The sequence below is a fragment of the Paraburkholderia sp. GV068 genome (assembly GCF_003058125.1).
Lineage (GTDB): Bacteria > Pseudomonadota > Gammaproteobacteria > Burkholderiales > Burkholderiaceae > Paraburkholderia > Paraburkholderia graminis.
Map to the genome: position 1 here is coordinate 16,518 of NZ_QBUB01000010.1, position 18,994 is coordinate 35,511.

Here is an 18,994-nt window from a genome sequence, read left to right on the forward strand (position 1 = left end):
GCCATAATACGCATTCCCGGAAGCCCAAAGCCTTTCGCAAATTGAACAACGCCCTCGATAACGATGAAAGAAGAATCGCCGAAAGCCATTATTTATGCGCTGGCCGCCAACTTTGGCATTGCCGTTTGCAAGTTCGCTGCCGCTTCGTTCACCGGTTCCGGCTCGATGTTCGCCGAAGCGATTCACTCGACCGCCGACTGCGGTAATCAATTGCTGCTGCTGTTCGGCCTGCGTCAGGCGCGCCGGCCGGCGAGTCCCTTGCATCCGATGGGCGGCGGCCGCGAGATCAACTTTTATTCGCTGCTCGTCGCGTTGCTGCTGTTCTTCGTGGGCGGCGCGTTCTCGGTCTATGAAGGCGTGCATCGGCTGATGGCGCGCGAGCCATTGCAGTACGCGTATGTCGCGCTCGTGGTGCTGGGCGTGTCGGTGGTGCTCGAGGCGTTTTCGCTGTGGGGCGCGCTGAGGGAAATCCGCCGCGTGCATCCTGAGAAAAACATCTGGCGGTGGTTCAGGGAAACGCGCGAGTCGGAGCTGCTGGTGGTCGCCGGCGAAGATATCGCGGCGCTCGTGGGCCTCGCGATCGCGTTTGCCGCGGTGCTGCTCACGCTTGTGACCGGCAATCCTATGTACGACGCGTTTGGCTCCATCGCCGTCGGCTTGCTGCTGATGGTGATCGCGGGACTGGTGGCGCGCGAGGTGAAGTCGATGATCGTCGGCGAATCGGCGAGCCCCGAAGTGCGCCGCGCAATCGAGGCGCATTTGCGCGCGCGCAGCGAAATTCGCGGCATCATCAATATGATCACGCTGCAATGGGGACGTCACGTGGTGGTCGCGGTGCAGGCCGAAATGATCGACTATGCGAGCGGCCGCGCGATGGTCGATGCGATCAACATCATCGAGGCCGATTTGCAGGCCGCCTTTCCGCAAGTGCGCTGGGTGTTTTTCGAACCGGATGTACCGCGCGCGTGATTTTCCTTTGTCTGGTGCACGCGACTGGCGACTCGCCACTCGCGGAGAGCTTCGTGCGATTAACGTAATCGACGTGTCGTGTAGTGGACAATAATTTCGTCGCATCTATACTTCTTCCGGCTTGAAGCGGCACTCTCCCCAACTGCATCACAAGCAAAAGGAAGATCACGATGCTGACTCGCACATTGGGCGCGCTATCCGTCATTGCACTCGCGGCATGCGCAGCCTTTACTTCCGGACCCGCAAGCGCGGACGACAGCGACGCTTTCTCGCATGGCGACGGCGGCTCGCGCGGGCGGCCGGTCAAGGTGATGATCATCTCGATGTTCGGTCCCGAGGGCCAGGTGTGGCTCGACAAGCTCGGGCCGTGGCGCGATATTCCGGTGGACGGCTTGTCGCCGGATTATCCGGCAGTGCATTGCAACCGCCAGGACGTCTGCGTGATGACGACCGGCATGGGCCACACGAATGCCGCGGCGTCCATCATGGCGCTGACGTTCTCGCCGCGTTTCGATTTGCGGCATACGTATTTCATGGTCGCGGGCATTGCCGGCATCGATCCTCAACAGGGCACGGTGGGCTCGGCGGCGTGGGCGAAATATCTCGTCGACTTCGGCATTCAATGGGAGATTGACGGGCGCGAAATTCCGGCCGGCTGGAACACCGGCTATCTTGGGATCAATACAAAGAGCCCCTCGGAAAAGCCGCCGCTCGATTACCGCACCGAAGTATTCCAGCTCAATACGCAACTCGCCGATACGGCATTCGCTTTATCGCGCAACGTCGTGCTTTCCGACAATGCGCAGGCGCAGGCTGCGCGCGCCAAGTATTCGTACGCGCCGGCTAATCGTCCGCCGACGGTCATTCAGTGCGATACGCTCGCCGGCGACACATGGTGGTCCGGCACATTGCTCGGGCAGCGCGCTCGCGACTGGACCAAAATATTGACCGATGGAAAGGGCACGTATTGCACGACGCAGCAGGAAGACAATGCGACGTATGAAGCACTGAAACGCGCGGCTTCGGTGCATAAGGTCGATTTGAACCGCGTGGCTGTAGTGCGTGCGGGCTCGGATTTCGACCGCCCTTATGACGGACAGACGAGCGCCGATAACTTGCTCAACTACTCAGCGCAAGGCGGCTTTACGATTGCGCTGGAAAACCTGTATCGCTCGGGCAATCCGCTCGTGCAGGACATCGTCACGCACTGGGGCGAATGGCGCGAAGGCGTGCCGAAGCGCTAATCCAATGATTGCAGCAAGGGCCGCCCGATGTGAACTGCGGCCCTTGTTGCAATGGCGCGGCGCATTAGCGTTGCGGCGCGCGATACGGCGTCCATACTGCGGAGTCGGTGTTCCAGTGGTCGAGTTCCGATGGTGTCATGGTGTGCTCCTTTATAAAGTGCTGAAGTCTGTTGGGCTCGCCGTCATCGGCATTAATCCGGATGGCTAACTATTGCGGCGAGCTTCTTGTTGCATTGCTGAGAATTTACTGACCGTTTGCCACGCGCGTGACATCGCCATTCGCGCCTTCCTGCAGCGCGATACGCGCGGCTTGCGTCTGGCCGATCAAGCCCTTGTTCGGATACGTCGTGCGATTGAGCGAAGGCAGCGAGCCGTCGCGATAGGCGGCGACCAGTTCGGCCTGCACTTCGGCGCGCGTCTTGCCGCCCGTCGCCGTCGTCGAGGCGGTGGGTTGAGTCTGATAGCTGCCTGCGTGGCCGATGCCGTTGCTCTGTGCGAATACCGGCGCGCTCACGAGCAGCGAGAGAGTAAGACCTGCGAGAAGATTGCGTTTCATGATTCACTCCTGTCGATTCATTTGCAGCACGACGGGTGCTGCGACAGGGTGAAATGTAGACTTCGAGCGAGCGCCGATAAATTGCGCTTTCGCGAAATGAATTGTCGCGATTCCAGAACAATCGAACGACAAGCCTTATAAACACAGGCCGAAACAACAACCGCGGCATTAGCGCCGCGGTTGGAATTCACTGTTTCACTATCTGCACTTCAATTGAGTTGAGTCACGCGACCCATTCGGATATAACCGGTGTGTCGAGTGCCGGAGCGGACTCGCGTTCTTCGAGCGTGCGCTTCGAGCAGGTTGCGTCGAGCGTGCCGCGGCCACTCAGTAGTGGGCAACGGTCGAACACTTCCGCAATCCAGTCTACGAAAACACGGACTTTAGGCGACAGATGCCGACTGTGCGGATAGACTGCCGAAATAGGCATCGGCAAAGGCTTCATCTCGGGCAGTACTTCTACGAGTTGGCCCGCACGCAAATGCGGCAGCACCATGAAGAGCGCCGGCTGAATCAGGCCAAAACCTTCCAGCCCGCAGGTCACGTAGGCATCGGCGTCGTTCACCGACACAATGCTCTTCATTTTTACTTCAACCTCTTTACCATCAACCAGGAATGCCCAATCGAGCGTGCGTCCCGTGCGGCTCGAGAAGTAATTGACTGCTTTGTGATTTTCCAGGTCCTCGAGCGAAGTCGGCATGCCGGCCCGTTCGATGTACTCCGGCGACGCACACGACACGCCCTCGAAGAGGCCGATCCGTCGCGCCACCAGCGAGGAATCCTGTAGCGCGCCGACGCGCACCACGCAATCCACGCCTTCCTGCAGCAAGTCGACCGGCCGGTCCGACAAGCCGAGTTGCAGATCGATGTCCGGGTAGCGCTTGTGGAATTCACATAGTTGTGGAATCACCAGCAGGCGGCCAATCGAACCCGGCATGTCGATGCGCAACTTGCCGTGCGGCTTTTTATTGCCGCTCTGAAAACTGGCCTCGGTCTCTTCCACGTCCGCGAGGATGCGCACGCAGCGTTCGTAGTACGCCGCGCCGTCCGGCGTGAGCGACAGGCGCCGCGTCGTGCGGTGCATGAGCCGTGTGCCGAGGAACGCTTCGAGGTTCTGAATGATCGTGGTAACCGATGCGCGCGGCAGGTCGAGCGTTTCAGCCGCGCGAGTAAAGCTGTTTGTGTCGACGACACGCGTGAACACTTGCATGGCCTGAAGCCGGTCCATTGCAAACCTCCAGAAGGGGCAGGCGTACTGAGCAGGATTCGAATCCGCCGAGCAATCGGTTCGATTGTTCAGAGGGGCCGAATTGTGTTGCCGGATTATAGGCATTTATTTACGAGTCTGCCGAACCCACAATTCGCACCATTGAAGTTCTTTGCGCATTGCGCGGCTCGACATGGAAGCATTCAAACCGCCGTACTCATTTGTGCCCGCCGGCATTGCGCCGGCCGGGGCCGACAGCACGGCACTCGAAGTCACTGACGTACAGATAGAAGGACACGCGCAGGACATCACGTTGCGTTTGTACCGGCAGCCGAAGAAAACCGCACTGCCGGTACTGCTTTATTTTCACGGCGGCGGTTTTACGAAGGGGTCGATCGATCAGGCCGACTTTGCGTCGCGCTATTTCGCAGAACATTTACCTGCATTGGTGGTGTCGGTCGGTTATTCGCTCGCGCCGCAGTTTCCATTTCCCGCTGCGCCCGAAGACGCACATCGCGCGGCATTGTGGGTGCAGACGCGGGCGCGTGCATTTGGCGGCAATAGCAGGAAGGTTGGCGTGGCCGGCCATGACGCGGGCGGCCAATTGGCTAATTGCCTCGCGTTCATCGCGCGCGATCGCGGCGACGTGCAAATTTCCGCGCAAGCTTTGTTCGGGCCGATGCTGGACCCGAGTCTCACGCGCCTTGGCGATGAAAAGCGCCTCGGCTCGGACATCACGGCAAGAGAATGCGCGGCCTGTTATCGCGCGTACTTGCCGCAGGCGTCGCAACGCATGCATCCGTATGCGGCGCCGCTGGAATCGTCGCGGCTCGCCGGCTTGCCGGCCACGCTGATCGCGACGGCGCAAAACGACGTGCTGCATGTCGAGGCGGAGAAATACGCGAGCAGTCTGATCGACGCCGGTGTGCTGACCCAGGTGGTCCGCTATCCGGCCGTCTCGCATGCGGCGCTCGCCGATCATCCGCCCGCCTTGCAGGAGGCAGTGCGATTTTTTCAGTGGCGCTTCGATGCGCGCGCCCATCGCTGAAACAGAAACAAGCAGAACTTTAATCAACGATACCGGGAGCTACACATGACCATCCTTCCTCTTTCCCGCCGCCGCGTGGCGGTTGCCACACTAGCGGTACTCGTGCTGGCCGGACTCGGCACATTCGGCGCAATTCGCGTGGACGCGAGTTCGCCTGCCGCCCCGACCATCGTGCCGGAAGTCGATGTCGCCACCGTGGTGCAAAAAACGATCACCGACTGGCAGAGCTATTCGGGCCGTCTAGAAGCGGTAGAAAAAGTGGACGTGCGTTCGCAGGTGCCAGGCACCATCGTGTCCGTTAACTTCAAGGACGGCGCGCTCGTGAAGAAAGGCGACACGCTGTTCGTGATCGACCCGCGCCCGTACGCGGCTGAAGTCGCGCGCGCGGAAGCGCAGCTCGCGGCCGCGCAGGCGCGCACGGGCTACACGCAAAGCGATTGGGAACGCGCGCAACGCCTGATCACCGACAACGCGATCGCCAAGCGCGATTACGACGAGAAGCAGAACGCCGCGCGCGAAGCGAGTGCGAACCTGAAGGCCGCGCAAGCCGCGCTCGAAACCGCACGCATCAATCTCGGCTATACGAAGATCACGGCGCCGGTATCGGGCCGCGTATCGCGCGCGGAGATCACGGTGGGCAACGTCGTGTCGGCAGGTGCGGGCTCGGCGCCGCTGACCACGCTCGTGTCGGTATCGCCGATCTACGCATCGTTCGACGCGGACGAACAAACCTATCTGCAATACCTGCGTCGCGCGAAAGACGGCGGCAAGGTGCCGGTGGAACTCGGTCTCGCGGATGAAAGCGGCTACTCGCGCAGCGGCACGATCGAGTCGGTGGACAACCGTCTGGATACGTCGTCGGGCACCATCCGCGTGCGCGCGCGTTTCGATAACCAGGACGGCACGCTGATTCCGGGCCTGTATGCGCGCGTGAAAGTGGGCGGCAGCGAACCGCATCCGGCGGTGCTGATCGACGACGCCGCCGTCGGCACCGACCAGGACAAGAAGTTCGTGCTGGTGGTCGACCAGAACAATCACGTCGTGTATCGCGAGATTTCGCTCGGCGATATGCAGGGCAATCTGCGTGTCGTGAAGGGCGGCCTGAAACCAGGCGACCGGATTGTGGTGAACGGCGTTCAGCGTGTGCGGCCCGGCGATGCAGTGCGCGCGCACATGGTGCCGATGACGACCGACCAGGACCCGAACAGCGCGCCGCTCGCGCAGCAGCGCGCCAAAGCGGACAAGAACTCGTGAGCGTTCGCGCCGCGGCATTGAACGCGCGGCGCGTGCTCCAACCGCTTGCTCCAAACATCAAGAGCTTCCAATGAACATATCCAAATTCTTCATCGATAGGCCGATTTTCGCGGGCGTGCTATCGGTATTGGTTCTGCTGGCGGGCGTGATTTCGCTCTTCAAGCTGCCGATTTCCGAGTACCCGGAAGTGGTGCCGCCGTCGGTCGTGGTCCACGCGCAGTATCCGGGCGCCAATCCGAAAGTGATCGCGGAAGCCGTCGCTTCGCCGCTCGAAGAGCAGATCAATGGCGTCGAGAACATGCTGTACATGCAGTCGCAAGCGAACAGCGACGGCAATCTCACGCTGACGGTCACCTTCAAGCTCGGCACGAACCCGGACCTCGCGACCCAGCTCGTGCAGAACCGCGTGAACCAGGCGCTGCCGCGTTTGCCGGAAGACGTGCAGCGGCTCGGCGTGACGACCATCAAGAGCTCGCCTACGCTCACCATGGTCGTGCACCTGATCTCGCCGAACGACCGCTACGACATGACGTATCTGCGCAATTACGCGGTTCTGAACGTGAAGGATCGTCTCGCGCGGATTCAGGGCGTGGGCCAGGTCCAGTTGTGGGGTTCGGGCGACTACGCAATGCGCGTGTGGCTCGATCCGCAGAAGGTCGCGCAGCGCGGTTTGACCGCGACCGAAGTGGCTAATGCGATTCGCGAGCAGAACATTCAGGTGGCGGCCGGTGTGATCGGCGCGTCGCCTTCGGTGCCGGGCACGCAATTGCAGTTGTCGGTGAATGCGCGCGGCCGTCTGAAGACCGAGGACGAATTCGGCAACATCATCGTGAAGACCACGCCCGATGGCGGCGTGACCTATCTGCGCGACATTGCGCGCGTCGAACTCGCGGCGTCGGAATACGGCCTGCGTTCGCTGCTCGACAACAAGCCGGCCGTTGCGCTCGCAATCAATCAGGCGCCGGGTGCGAACTCGCTCGCGATTTCCGATGAAGTGCGCGCCGCGATGAAGGATCTCGCGCAGGACATGCCCGCGGGCGTCGAATACAAGATCGTCTATGACCCGACGCAGTTCGTGCGTTCGAGTATTGAGGCGGTCGTGCATACGCTGCTCGAAGCCATCGCGCTGGTGGTGATCGTCGTGATCGTGTTCCTGCAGACGTGGCGTGCGTCGATCATTCCGTTGATCGCCGTGCCGGTGTCGATTGTCGGCACGTTCTCACTGCTGCTTGCATTCGGCTTCTCGATCAATGCGCTGTCGCTGTTCGGCATGGTGCTGGCAATCGGCATTGTGGTGGACGATGCGATCGTCGTGGTGGAGAACGTCGAGCGGAACATTGAAAACGGACTCAGTGCGCGCGATGCGACGTACAAGGCGATGCAGGAAGTGAGCGGGCCGATTATCGCCATTGCGCTGACGCTCGTCGCCGTGTTCGTGCCGCTCGCGTTCATGACGGGTCTCACGGGCCAGTTCTACAAGCAGTTCGCGATGACCATCGCGATCTCCACGGTGATCTCGGCGTTCAATTCGCTGACGCTGTCGCCGGCGTTGTCCGCGATGCTGCTGCGCAGTCATGGCGCGAAGGAAGACTTCCTCACGCGCATCATGAACCGCCTGCTGGGCCGCTTCTTCAAGGGCTTCAACAAGGTGTTCCATCGCGGCTCCGAAGGTTATGGCCGTGGCGTGACGGGCGTGCTGCGCCGTAAGGGCGCGATGCTCGCGGTGTACGCGATCCTGGTCGGTGCAACGGTGCTGATCGCGCGTATCGTGCCGGGCGGTTTCGTGCCCGCGCAGGACAAGGAGTACCTGATCGCGTTCGCGCAACTGCCGAACGGCGCGTCGCTCGATCGCACGGAAAAAGTGATCCGTGACATGAGCGCGATCGCGCTGAAGCAGAAGGGCGTGGAAAGCGCGGTGGCGTTCCCCGGTTTGTCGGTGAACGGCTTCACGAACAGTTCGAGCGCGGGCATCGTGTTCGTCACGCTCAAGCCGTTCAAGGACCGCGGCGACAAGAAGCTCTCGGCAGGCGCGATTGCGGGCTCGTTGAATCAGCAATACGGCGCGATCAAGGATTCGTTCGTTGCCGTGTTTCCGCCGCCACCTGTGCTCGGTCTCGGCACGCTTGGCGGTTTCAAGATGCAACTGGAGGATCACGGCGCGCTCGGCTACGCGGAGTTGAACAAGGCAGCGGAGGCATTCGTGAAGAAGGCGGCGCAAACGCCTGAGCTTGGCCCGACCTTCTCGAGCTATCAGATCAACGTGCCGCAACTGAACGTGGATCTGGATCGTGTGAAGGCGAAGCAGCTCGGCGTGCCGGTCACTGACGTGTTCAACACGATGCAGATCTATCTGGGCTCGCTGTATGTGAACGACTTCAACCGCTTTGGCCGCGTCTATCAGGTGCGGGTGCAGGCGGACGCGCCGTTCCGTCAACGCGCCGACGACATCCTGCAACTGAAGACGCGCAACAGCGCGGGCGACATGGTGCCGTTGTCGTCGCTCGTCACGGTCACGCCGACGTACGGTCCGGAAATGGTGGTGCGTTACAACGGCTATACGGCTGCGGACATCAACGGTGGACCGGCGCCGGGCTTCTCGTCGGGCCAGGCGCAGGCCGCGGCTGAGCGCGTGGCGGCGGAAGTTCTGCCGCATGGCGTGAAGCTCGAATGGACCGATCTGACGTATCAGCAGATTCTTGCCGGCAATGCGGGCTTGTGGGTGTTCCCGATCAGCGTGCTGCTCGTGTTCCTCGTGCTGGCCGCGCTGTACGAGAGCCTGACGCTGCCGCTCGCGGTGATCCTGATCGTGCCGATGAGCGTGTTGTCCGCGTTGACCGGCGTATGGCTCACGGGCGGCGACAACAACATCTTCACGCAGATCGGCTTGATGGTGCTGGTGGGCTTGTCGGCGAAGAACGCGATTCTGATCGTGGAGTTCGCCCGCGAACTGGAACACGACGGACACACGCCGCTGTCGGCGGCAATTGAAGCGAGCCGCTTGCGTCTGCGGCCGATTCTGATGACGTCGATCGCGTTCATCATGGGTGTCGTGCCGCTGGTGCTGTCGACCGGAGCCGGTTCGGAAATGCGTCATGCAATGGGGATTGCGGTGTTCTTCGGCATGCTCGGCGTGACGCTGTTCGGGCTGATGCTGACGCCGGTGTTCTATGTGGTGCTGCGTACGTTGGCCGGCGGGACGATTCATGTCGCGCAGAAGGACTCGCCGCGCATCGGCGCGCCGGTCACGGACGCCTGAGGAGAGAACAACAATGAAACGCTTTGAGATTTTGAGTGGATGGGGCCGTGCGGCAGCGAGCGGTTTGCTGCTCGCGCTGCTCGCCGCCTGCTCGGTTGAGCCCACGTACAAGCGTCCCGAAGTGGACACGCCGACCGCGTTCAAGGAAGCGCCGGTAGCGGCTTCGGGAACGTCGGCTGCATCGGCTGCGTCGGGTGCATCGGGTGCGTCGGCTCAGGACACCGGTACGTGGAAAACCGCGCAACCTGCGGACGACGCGCATCGCGGCGAATGGTGGAAGATTTTCGGCGACCCGCAACTCGACGCGCTCGAAGAGCAGGCGGCTGCCGCGAATCAGGACCTGAAAGCGGCGGCGGCGCGTGTGCAGCAGGCGCGTGCGGTCACGCGTGCGGCGAAGTCGGACTGGTTTCCGAAGTTCGACGCGGGCTTCGGCCCGACGCGCGAACGGGCGTCGGCGGCCTCGCAATTCCAGCCGGATAGCGTGGGCGGCACGACCGGCACCATTTGGCGCGCGCAGGTCGGCGCGTCATATGAGGCGGATCTGTTCGGGCGTGTCGGTTCGAACGTGAACGCCTCGCGTGCGGACGAGCAGCAAAGCGAAGCGCTGTTCCGTTCGGTGCAGTTGTCGCTGCAGGCCGACGTCGCGCAAAACTATTTCCAGTTGCGCGAGCTAGATACCGACCAGGACCTGTACCGCCGCACGGTCGCGTTGCGTGAAGATACGCTGAAGCTCGTCGAGCGCCGCTTCAAGGAAGGCGACATTAGCGAACTGGATGTGTCGCGTGCCCGCAATGAACTCGCGAGCGCACGCGCCGACGCAGTAGGCGTCGCACGTCAGCGCGCGGCGTCCGAGCATAGTCTCGCGATTCTGCTCGGCAAGCCGCCGGCAGACTTCTCGTTCGCCGAAGCGCCGCTCGTGCCGGTCGGAGTGCGCGTGCCGCCGGGGTTGCCTTCGGCGCTGCTCGAACGCAGGCCCGATGTGTCGGCGGCCGAGCGCGCGATGGCGGCGGCAAATGCGCGCGTCGGTCTCGCGAAGTCGGCGTTCTTCCCGAAGCTCGACATTACCGGCGCATTCGGCTATGAGTCGGCCACGCTGGGCGATCTCTTCATGTGGTCGAGCCGCGCGTTCATTCTCGGGCCGTTTGCTGGCACGGCATTGACGCTGCCGCTGTTCGACGGCGGCCGGCGTAAGGCGAATCTCGCGCAGGCTCGTGCGAAATACGACGAGGACGTCGCGCAGTATCGTCAGCAAGTTCTCGTCGCGTTCCGCGAAGTCGAGGACAACCTGGCCGATCTGCGTCTGCTCGACGATCAGATGCGCGAGCAAAACAATGCGGTGCAGGCGTCGCAGCGCGCCGCGCGTCTGTCGCGTACGCAGTACACCGAGGGCGCGGTCAGCTATCTGGACGTGATCGACGGCGAGCGGCAGGTGTTGAGCACGCAACTGCAGGCGAGCCATTTGCAGGGCACGCAAGCGGTCGCGACCGTCAACCTGATTCGCGCGCTCGGCGGCGGTTGGGGCGATGTGCCGGCGTCGGATACGGCTGTTGGTTCGGCTACAACGCCGGCTGCACCTTCCGACCAACAGGTGGCAAAGCGCTAAACGCTTCCGTCTATTATTGACTGCTGTTGTAGAACCGGATCGCGCCGCAAGCGCGCTCCGGTTTTTTTTTCGCAAATCTTTTTTCGCGCTTTCCTTTCGAAAATCCGTTCGTAGACCCGCAGGCATCGTGGCCTCTATGATGATTCGCACCTTGGCGCAGGCCGTCGATCTGACTCGCCGCGAATACATCACATCTTCATCAAGAGTCCACCATGCGCACTTTTCTTTTCTTCAATGCGCGGCGCTTTTTCCGTGCGCCGACGCTCGCGCTTCTGAGCGCATTTGGCTTTGCACTTGCTTTGCCCGCGGCGCCCGCGTTCGCGGCGGACGCGCCGACGCTGAAGATCGGCACCGCGACGAGCCCGCAAATCGAAGCACTCAAAATCGCGGTGCGCGAGGCGAAAGAGCAGGGACTCGATGTAAAGGTGATCGAATTCACCGACTGGAATACGCCGAACGCCGCGCTCGCGAACAAGGACATCGACGTCAATTACTTCCAGCACATTCCGTTTCTCGAGAATGCAAAGAAGCAGGGCGGCTATAACTTTGTCGCGATTGCGCCGGGCACGATCATGAAGATCGGGCTGTACTCGAAAAAGATCAAACGCTTCGACGAACTGAAAGACGGCGCGACCGTGGCCATCGCAAACGATCCAGTGAACGGCGGGCGCGGCCTGTTGCTGCTGCAACGCGCGGGCCTGATCAAGCTGACGCCGGGCATCGACTATCGCGCGACGACGCTCGACATTATCGACAACCCGAAGCATCTGAAGATCGTTCAGCTCGAAGCCTCGCAACTCGCCCGTTCGCTCGACGACGTCGACCTCGCGCAAGGCTACCCGAGCTTCATCAAGCTCGCGGGAACGACGGACCCGAATAGCGCGCTGCTATTCGACGGCCTCGAGAACAAGAACTACGCGATTCAATGGGTCGTGCGTCCGGAAAGCGCGAACGATCCGCGTATTCGCAAGTTCATTTCGATCTATCAGCATTCGCCGGCCGTGCGCGCCGCGCTCGATAAAGCGTTCGGCAATCTGTACGCAGTCGCGTGGTAAGGGGCGCTCGCGCGCCGGATAGAACAACAGGAGCGACTACGCGATGCCGAAGAAAAAGATCCTGCTGAACGCGTTCAATATGAATGCGGTCGGCCACATCAATCATGGCTTATGGACGCATCCGCGGGATCGCTCTGCGCACTACACGGATCTCGACTACTGGGCGAGTCTCGCGCAGACGCTCGAACGCGGCAAGTTCGACGGCATCTTTCTCGCGGATATCGTCGGCGTATACGACGTTTATCAAAACGGTCCCGATACGCCGTTGCGCGAGGCGGTGCAGATTCCGATCAACGACCCGGCGCTCATCGTGCCCGCGATGGCGCATGTGACGCGGCATATCGGCTTTGGCGTCACGTCGAATCTCACGTATGAGCCGCCGTATCTGTTCGCGCGCCGCATGTCGACGCTCGACCATCTGACCAAAGGCCGCGTGGGCTGGAATATCGTGACCGGCTATCTGGACAGCGCCGCGCGCGGCATGGGACTCGCGCAGCAGATCAGTCACGACGACCGCTACGACCGCGCCGACGATTACATGGACGTCGTCTATAAGCTCTGGGAGCAAAGCTGGGAAGACGACGCCGTGGTGCGCGACCGTGCCGCACGCATTTTTTCGCAGCCGGGCAAGGTGCATCGCGTGAAGCATGACGGTCCGTACTATTCGCTCGACGCGATTCATTTGAGTGAGCCTTCTCCGCAACGCACGCCGGTTTTGTATCAGGCGGGTTCTTCGAGCCGCGGCGTGGATTTCGCGGCGCGTCATGCGGAGTGCGTGTTTGTCGGCGGACAGAACAAGCAGTTGACCCGTTCCATTGTCGATGACATTCGCGCGCGAGCCGTGAGCTTTGGGCGCGCGCCCGACGACATCAAGATCTTCGCGGGCATTACGGTAGTGGTCGGCGAAACGGAGCGCGCGGCGCAGGAGAAGTTCGAAGAGTACCGGCGTTATGCAAGCGCTGAAGGAGGCATCGCGCACTTTTCCAGCTCGACAGGTATCGACTTTTCGCAATACGAGTTGGACGAGCCGATCTCGTATGTGAAGACGGAGTCGATGCAATCCGCAGTCGAAGCCATTTCCAAAAAGGGCGTGAGCGGCGTGTGGACCAAACGCAAAGTGCTCGAACAGATGACGCTCGGCGGTCGCGCGAAACCGGTGGTCGGCTCGCCGCAGCAGATTGCCGACGAACTCGTGTCGTGGATCGAAGAAGCGGGCGTGGATGGCTTTAATCTGACGCGCACGGTGATGCCGGAATCGTTCGAGGACTTCGTGGATCTCGTCGTGCCCGAACTGCAAAACCGCGGCGTCTACAAGGAAGACTACGATCCCGCGCCGACTTTGCGCGAGAAGCTGTTCGGCGGCGGCCGCGCGCGTTTGCCCGATGTGCATGCCGGCGCGCAGCATCGGCGCGCGCGTGCAAACGTCGAGCAAACCGCGTAAGTCTGACAGGAGCAAAGCATGGCTAATCTTTTCGATGTGCCGCAGTTCATTCAGGACGCACCGTCGCGTGCAGCCGAACCTGTTTCGAACGCAGCGCCGACGCAGGCCGCTGTCGTATTCGACAACGTAGGCAAAGTCTTTGCGGGCACGCGCGGCGTGTCGACCGCGGCTCTCGCGGACGTCACGTTGAACGTTGCACGCGGCGAAGTGTTCGGCATTATTGGGCGCAGCGGCGCGGGCAAATCGACGTTGCTGCGGCTCGTCAACGGACTCGAAAAGCCGAGCTCGGGCGCGGTGCGCGTGAATGGCGTAAGTGTCGGCGAACTCGACGAACGCGGACTCGTGACGCTGCGCCGACGCATCGGCATGGTGTTTCAGCACTTCAATCTGCTGTCCGCGAAGACGGTGCGCGAGAACATCGCGTTGCCGCTCAAAATTGCGGGCGTGCCGAAGGCGGCAATCGACGCGAAGGTCGATGCATTGCTCGAACTCGTCGGTCTGGCGGCGAAGCGCGATGCGTATCCGGCCAGTTTGTCAGGCGGGCAGAAGCAGCGCGTCGGCATTGCACGCGCGCTCGTTACGGACCCCGACATTCTTCTCTGCGACGAGGCCACGTCCGCACTCGATCCCGAAACGACGCAGGCGATTCTCGCACTGCTGCGCGACATCAATCGACGCCTGAAGCTGACTGTTGTTCTAATCACGCACGAAATGCAGGTGATTCGTGAAGTGTGCGATACGGTTGCCGTGATCGAGCGTGGCCGTGTGGTCGAAACGGGCCCGGTGTGGCGCGTATTCGGCGAGCCGCAGCACGATGCCACGCGAGCGTTGCTGCGCACGCTGGTGCATGATTTGCCCGCCGATCTCGCGGAGCGCGTGAAGCCGCTCGCCGATATCGCGCAAGCCGACGCACGCGTTCTGCTCGACGTGCGCTTCACCGGCGATGACGCGCGCGACCCCGATCTCGCCGGCCTCGCGTCCGCGCTCAGCGTCGACGGAAGCAGCGTGAGTTTCGTGCATGGCGGCATCGACCGGATTCAGGGGCATGCGCAAGGGCGCCTGATCGTGTCGGCGCAAGTGCGCGCGAACGGACGCGCGAGCGTGCATGCGCAGATCGCCGCATTGCTCGAACGCGCGCGCGGCCACGCGAATCATGTCGAGGTGCTGGGCTATGTCTGAGCTCTGGCTTTCCGAACTCGTCGGTGCGATACGCGATACGGTGCTGATGGTCGGTATCTCCGCATTGATCGCGGCGCTCGTCGGCATTCCGTTGGCGCTCGTACTCGTCACGACCACACGCGGCGGCATCTTCGAAAAGCGCGCGGTGAACAGCACGCTGGGCGCGCTCGTCAATGCGTTCCGCTCGACGCCGTTCATCATTCTGCTGGTCGCATTGCTGCCGCTCACGCGCTTACTCATCGGCACGACGATCGGCGTGTGGGCAGCGGTCGTGCCGCTTAGCATCGCCGCGATTCCGTTCCTTGCGCGCGTGGCCGAAGTGAGTCTGCGTGAAGTGGACCGTGGACTAATCGAGGCAGCGCAGGCGATGGGCGCGCAGCGCCGGCATATCATCTGGCATGTGCTGTTGCCTGAGGCGTTGCCCGGCATTGTCGGCGGCTTCACGATCACGGTGGTCGCGATGATCGGTTCTTCCGCGATGGCGGGCGCGGTCGGCGCGGGCGGCCTCGGCGATCTGGCGATCCGCTACGGCTATCAGCGTTTCGATACCACGGTGATGGTCACGGTCATCGCGTTGCTGATTGCAATCGTGACGGCGGTGCAACTGGTGGGCGACCGCTTCGTGCGGCGGCTCGCGCAACGCGCGTGACAAGCGGCGTCGTGCGTCGAACGAACGCAGGGTACTCGCGACGCTCTTAAGGCGACCGGCTGATACAGCGCTTTCGCATGACGAATAGCGCCACTCCTATCGGTCGCGGGCATCACCGCCTATCATGAAACCTGCTGGATGACGGCCGTGAGCCTCTCGTGAGCGTTGCGAGCACGGTCCCGCCTGCACCGCAGGTCACACCGCAAACATCATCACTGGAAACAGCATGAACGATTCAGGTCACGCCGCGGCGCTGCACGCGCGCGAGGCGTCCGCCGCGCCGGCGGTGCAAGATCTCACCGGCCTGCTCGACGCATTGCATGCGAGCGCCGCGCAACGCGATCTTGCCGGCGGCCATGCCGCACAGGAAAAACAGTGGATCGCCGACGCCGGCCTGCTCACGCTCGCCGTGCCGCGCGAATTCGGCGGCGAGGGCGCATCGTGGCCGTACATATACCAGGTGATTCGCAAGATCGCGCAGGTCGACAGTGCGCTTGCTCATCTGCTCGGCTTCACTTTCCTGCAGGAAGTGAGCGTCAATGTGTGGGGCAATGCCGAACAGCGCGCGCGCTATTTGAGCGGCACAGTCAAGGAACGATGGTGGTGGGGCAATGCGGTGAATCCGCTCGATACGCGCCTTGTTGCAAGTGCAACGATTGACGGCGGCTATCTTCTGAACGGCCAGAAGGGCTTTTGCTCAGGCACGCGCGGCTCGCAGATGATGACGGTCTCCGCACAAGATCCGCTCACCGGCAACTCGGTATTTGCAGTGGTGCCGACCACGCGCGAGGGCATCACCGTCAATGAAGACTGGAATCCGATCGGGCAGCGGCAGACCGACAGCGGCAGCGTTTCATTCGCGCAGGTCAGGGTCGAGCCGGATGAAGTGCTGCATCGCGCGGATACGCCGTACGCGAGTTTGCGCACGCTCGTCTCGCAGCAGGTCATGACCAATCTGTTCGTCGGCATTGCACAAGGTGCGCTCGACGAAGCCCGCGCGTATGTCACGCAATACGGCAAACCGTGGCTGACTTCGGGCGTGGCCAAAGCGACCGACGATCCGTACCTGATCCAGCGTTTCGGCGAAATGCGCATCCAGGCGGTGAGCGCCGAGGCGCTGGCGGAGCGCGCCGCGCAGGCGCTCGACGCCGCGTGGCGCGAAGGCCCCTCGCTGTCCGCCGAAGCGCGCGCGCATGTGGCGCTCGCCACATCCGAAGCGAAAATCGTCGCGCATCGCGCGGCGCTCGACGTCAGCGAAAAACTGTTCGATGCATGCGGCGCGCGCGCCACGCACGGGCCGCTTGCGCTCGACCGCTTCTGGCGCAACGCGCGCGTGCATACGCTGCACGATCCGCTCGACTATCGCGTGCGCGATGTCGGCCGTTATGCACTGAGCGGGACATTGCCGGAAGTTTCTTTGTACACTTGAGGCGGTCCGCGGCGCAGCCATTCTGCGCGGCGCTTTTATTCCTCCTCGAGAGATTCCCGGATTGCAGTTCAAACTACCGACCACGGCAACGGCGCCGTTTTGTCCATCCGAAGTGCAAGGCTCGGTCGCCGTCTCGCAAGGCGCGCCTTTCTGGAAGAAGATCCTGCAGTTCGCGGGCCCCGGCCTGCTGGTTTCGATCGGCTATATGGACCCCGGCAACTGGGCGACCGACATCGAGGCCGGCTCGCGTTACGGCTACAGCCTGTTGTTCGTCGTCATGTTCTCGAGTCTCGCGGCGATGGCGCTGCAATGCCTGAGCATGCGTCTTGGCATCGTCACCGGGCGCGATCTCGCTGAACTATCGCGAGCGCGTTATTCGCCGACCGTCGCGCGGTTCCAATGGTTGCTCGCCGAGTTGTCGATCATCGCGTGCGATCTCGCCGAAGTGCTCGGCGGCGCGCTTGCATTCCATCTGCTCTTCAAATGCTCGCTGACCACGGGCGTGCTGCTCACGGCATTTGATACGCTGATCGTGCTCGGCCTGAAGGGCAAAAATTTCCGCGATCTCGAAGCGATCATGCTCGGCCTGATCGCGACGATCGGCGTCGGCTATATCGTCGAACTTGCGCTCGTGAAGCCGCATTGGCCGTCGGTCGCGCAAGGGCTGATTCCGTCGTGGCAGGCGCTGAGTTCGCGCGAGCCGATGTATCTCGCGATCGGCATTCTCGGCGCGACGGTCATGCCGCATAACCTGTATCTGCATTCGTCGATCGTGCAGACGCGCGCGGTCAAGCGCGATCCCGCGAGCATCGGCTCCGCAATCGGCATGTCGCGCATCGACACCATCGCTTCGCTGCTGCTCGCGCTGATGATCAACATGGCGATCCTGATTCTCGCGGCCGCTGCGTTTCATGCAACCGGCCACAATCAGGTCACCGAAATCGAAGACGCGTACAAGCTGCTCGCGCCGATTGTCGGCACCGGCTTCGCGGCGGTGTTGTTCGCGGTCACGCTGCTGGCATCGGGACAAAGCTCGACGTTCACGGGCACGGTCGCGGGACAGGTCATCATGGAAGGCTTTCTGAAGCTGAAGATTCCTTGCTGGCAGCGTCGCTTCATCACACGCGCGCTTGCGTTGATTCCCGCGCTGATCGGCGTGCAGATGATGGGCAACGGCGCGGTGGGCAAACTGCTCGTCGCAAGCCAGGTCGTGTTGAGCCTGCAATTGCCGTTCGCGCTTTATCCGCTGATCCGCATGACGGGCGACCGTTCGCTGATGGGCGAGTTCGCGAATACGCTGCTGACGAGAATCGTCGCGTGGTCGCTGTTTGCGGTGATCACTGCGGCGAATCTCTGGCTTGTCGTGCAGACGGTGGGACTGGCGGGCTAAGAGAACAGCGCAGCACCAAACAAAAAAGTCCGCGCAGAATTTATTCTGCGCGGACTTTTTCTTGAGGCTTCGGTACGAATCGGGCGGACCAGCCGTCATCGTGGGTCCAACGAGTTGCCTGGCTCAGGCGGCTTGAGCGACCTGCGCGACCTGCGCAGCTTCCATTGCTTCCTGGCGAGCCGCTGCGGCCTTCTTCGTCTTGCCGGCACGCGACGGCGGCTGGCACGCGCCGCACACCACGTTGTGTTGCAAGTCGTGCTTGTGCGCGACGAACTTGCCGGTGCAACGGCAGCACTTCGTCAGTTGCAGAATGTCGGCGTCGAAGAAACGCACGAGCGTCCACGCGCGCGTCAAGTCCAGCACCGGTTCGGTTTCGCTGTGCTTGCAGTGCTCGAGATACAGCCGATATCCCTTCGTCAGCGCGTCGAGATGCGAGCAGCGCGCTTCGTTCTTGAGGAACAGGTACGTGTTGTAGAACAGCGAAGCGTGAATGTTCGCGAGCCACGTCATGTACCAGTCCGCCGAGAACGGCAGCATGCCCTTGGGCGGCGATACGCCCTTCACCTCACGATACAGGCGGATCATGCGATCGCGCGAGAGCGTCAACTCGCTCTCGAGCACCTGCATGCGTGCGCCCAGTTCGATCAGCGCGATGGCGCGAAACACTTCTTGTGCGTCTTCCGTCAGGCTACGCTTAAGCATCGCAGTCACCCT

The 18,994-nt window shown here is 62.1% G+C and carries 15 protein-coding genes; 12 read left to right on the top strand and 3 right to left on the bottom strand.

What is annotated here, in order from left to right:
- The first annotated feature begins 63 nt into the window (after positions 1-63).
- Entirely contained in the window at positions 64-969 is a 906-nt protein-coding gene (locus C8K18_RS20265) for a cation diffusion facilitator family transporter (RefSeq protein ID WP_107709391.1), read from the top strand.
- A gap of 170 nt (positions 970-1,139) precedes the next feature.
- Positions 1,140-2,213 carry a purine nucleoside permease gene (locus tag C8K18_RS20270; RefSeq protein WP_053860078.1) on the top strand — a complete coding sequence of 358 codons (1,074 nt, stop codon included), beginning with the start codon at positions 1,140-1,142 and terminating at the stop codon, positions 2,211-2,213.
- Between the two features lie 244 nt (positions 2,214-2,457).
- On the opposite strand, the gene C8K18_RS20275 is transcribed toward C8K18_RS20270, so the two are convergent.
- On the bottom strand, positions 2,458-2,769 hold the full coding sequence (locus tag C8K18_RS20275) for a DUF4148 domain-containing protein (RefSeq protein WP_006049439.1): 312 nt from the start codon (positions 2,767-2,769) through the stop codon (positions 2,458-2,460).
- Positions 2,770-2,992: 223 nt separating this feature from the next.
- Positions 2,993-3,997, bottom strand: a complete 1,005-nt coding sequence (locus C8K18_RS20280; protein ID WP_006049438.1) for a LysR family transcriptional regulator — start codon at positions 3,995-3,997, stop codon at positions 2,993-2,995.
- Positions 3,998-4,169: 172 nt separating this feature from the next.
- Between C8K18_RS20280 and C8K18_RS20285 the strand changes: the two genes are divergently transcribed.
- The 10 genes from C8K18_RS20285 to C8K18_RS20330 all read left to right on the top strand — a co-directional run bounded on the left by C8K18_RS20285 (position 4,170) and on the right by C8K18_RS20330 (position 18,280).
- The gene (locus C8K18_RS20285; protein ID WP_029970114.1) at positions 4,170-5,024 is read left to right on the top strand and encodes an alpha/beta hydrolase; all 855 of its coding nucleotides are present in this window, start codon (positions 4,170-4,172) and stop codon (positions 5,022-5,024) included.
- Positions 5,025-5,069: 45 nt separating this feature from the next.
- A complete protein-coding gene (locus C8K18_RS20290) occupies positions 5,070-6,278 on the top strand; it encodes an efflux RND transporter periplasmic adaptor subunit (protein ID WP_006052752.1) in 1,209 nt (402 codons plus the stop codon).
- 70 nt (positions 6,279-6,348) lie between these two features.
- Positions 6,349-9,534 (top strand): efflux RND transporter permease subunit, encoded by a 3,186-nt coding sequence (locus tag C8K18_RS20295; protein WP_006052751.1) that lies wholly within the window; start codon positions 6,349-6,351, stop codon positions 9,532-9,534.
- A 13-nt stretch (positions 9,535-9,547) separates the two neighbouring features.
- Positions 9,548-11,137, top strand: coding sequence for an efflux transporter outer membrane subunit (locus C8K18_RS20300; protein ID WP_107709393.1), 1,590 nt, complete (start codon positions 9,548-9,550; stop codon positions 11,135-11,137).
- 212 nt (positions 11,138-11,349) lie between these two features.
- On the top strand, positions 11,350-12,192 hold the full coding sequence (locus C8K18_RS20305; protein WP_107709394.1) for a MetQ/NlpA family ABC transporter substrate-binding protein: 843 nt from the start codon (positions 11,350-11,352) through the stop codon (positions 12,190-12,192).
- A gap of 43 nt (positions 12,193-12,235) precedes the next feature.
- Positions 12,236-13,633, top strand: coding sequence for an LLM class flavin-dependent oxidoreductase (locus C8K18_RS20310; protein ID WP_107709396.1), 1,398 nt, complete (start codon positions 12,236-12,238; stop codon positions 13,631-13,633).
- An 18-nt stretch (positions 13,634-13,651) separates the two neighbouring features.
- On the top strand, positions 13,652-14,812 hold the full coding sequence (locus C8K18_RS20315; RefSeq protein WP_107709399.1) for a methionine ABC transporter ATP-binding protein: 1,161 nt from the start codon (positions 13,652-13,654) through the stop codon (positions 14,810-14,812).
- Positions 14,805-15,461, top strand: a complete 657-nt coding sequence (locus tag C8K18_RS20320; RefSeq protein WP_029970121.1) for a methionine ABC transporter permease — start codon at positions 14,805-14,807, stop codon at positions 15,459-15,461. Before C8K18_RS20315 ends, C8K18_RS20320 begins: the two co-directional genes overlap by 8 nt.
- A gap of 226 nt (positions 15,462-15,687) precedes the next feature.
- Positions 15,688-16,890 carry an acyl-CoA dehydrogenase family protein gene (locus C8K18_RS20325; RefSeq protein ID WP_107709401.1) on the top strand — a complete coding sequence of 401 codons (1,203 nt, stop codon included), beginning with the start codon at positions 15,688-15,690 and terminating at the stop codon, positions 16,888-16,890.
- Positions 16,891-16,951: 61 nt separating this feature from the next.
- On the top strand, positions 16,952-18,280 hold the full coding sequence (locus C8K18_RS20330) for an Nramp family divalent metal transporter (protein WP_107709403.1): 1,329 nt from the start codon (positions 16,952-16,954) through the stop codon (positions 18,278-18,280).
- A 123-nt stretch (positions 18,281-18,403) separates the two neighbouring features.
- On the opposite strand, the gene flhC is transcribed toward C8K18_RS20330, so the two are convergent.
- The gene (gene flhC / locus C8K18_RS20335) at positions 18,404-18,982 is read right to left on the bottom strand and encodes a flagellar transcriptional regulator FlhC (protein WP_006052743.1); all 579 of its coding nucleotides are present in this window, start codon (positions 18,980-18,982) and stop codon (positions 18,404-18,406) included.
- Between the last annotated feature and the right edge of the window lie 12 nt (positions 18,983-18,994).

Bases quoted from the DNA above. Each gene is read 5' to 3' on its own strand.
- C8K18_RS20265 (WP_107709391.1), top strand. From the start codon at position 64: ATGAAAGAAGAATCGCCGAAAGCCATTATTTATGCGCTGGCCGCCAAC.
- C8K18_RS20310 (WP_107709396.1), top strand. From the start codon at position 12,236: ATGCCGAAGAAAAAGATCCTGCTGAACGCGTTCAATATGAATGCGGTC.
- C8K18_RS20325 (WP_107709401.1), top strand. From the start codon at position 15,688: ATGAACGATTCAGGTCACGCCGCGGCGCTGCACGCGCGCGAGGCGTCC.
- C8K18_RS20315 (WP_107709399.1), top strand. From the start codon at position 13,652: ATGGCTAATCTTTTCGATGTGCCGCAGTTCATTCAGGACGCACCGTCG.
- C8K18_RS20290 (WP_006052752.1), top strand. From the start codon at position 5,070: ATGACCATCCTTCCTCTTTCCCGCCGCCGCGTGGCGGTTGCCACACTA.
- C8K18_RS20275 (WP_006049439.1), bottom strand. From the start codon at position 2,769: ATGAAACGCAATCTTCTCGCAGGTCTTACTCTCTCGCTGCTCGTGAGC.
- C8K18_RS20270 (WP_053860078.1), top strand. From the start codon at position 1,140: ATGCTGACTCGCACATTGGGCGCGCTATCCGTCATTGCACTCGCGGCA.
- C8K18_RS20280 (WP_006049438.1), bottom strand. From the start codon at position 3,997: ATGGACCGGCTTCAGGCCATGCAAGTGTTCACGCGTGTCGTCGACACA.
- flhC (WP_006052743.1), bottom strand. From the start codon at position 18,982: ATGCTTAAGCGTAGCCTGACGGAAGACGCACAAGAAGTGTTTCGCGCC.
- C8K18_RS20300 (WP_107709393.1), top strand. From the start codon at position 9,548: ATGAAACGCTTTGAGATTTTGAGTGGATGGGGCCGTGCGGCAGCGAGC.
- C8K18_RS20285 (WP_029970114.1), top strand. From the start codon at position 4,170: ATGGAAGCATTCAAACCGCCGTACTCATTTGTGCCCGCCGGCATTGCG.
- C8K18_RS20305 (WP_107709394.1), top strand. From the start codon at position 11,350: ATGCGCACTTTTCTTTTCTTCAATGCGCGGCGCTTTTTCCGTGCGCCG.
- C8K18_RS20295 (WP_006052751.1), top strand. From the start codon at position 6,349: ATGAACATATCCAAATTCTTCATCGATAGGCCGATTTTCGCGGGCGTG.
- C8K18_RS20320 (WP_029970121.1), top strand. From the start codon at position 14,805: ATGTCTGAGCTCTGGCTTTCCGAACTCGTCGGTGCGATACGCGATACG.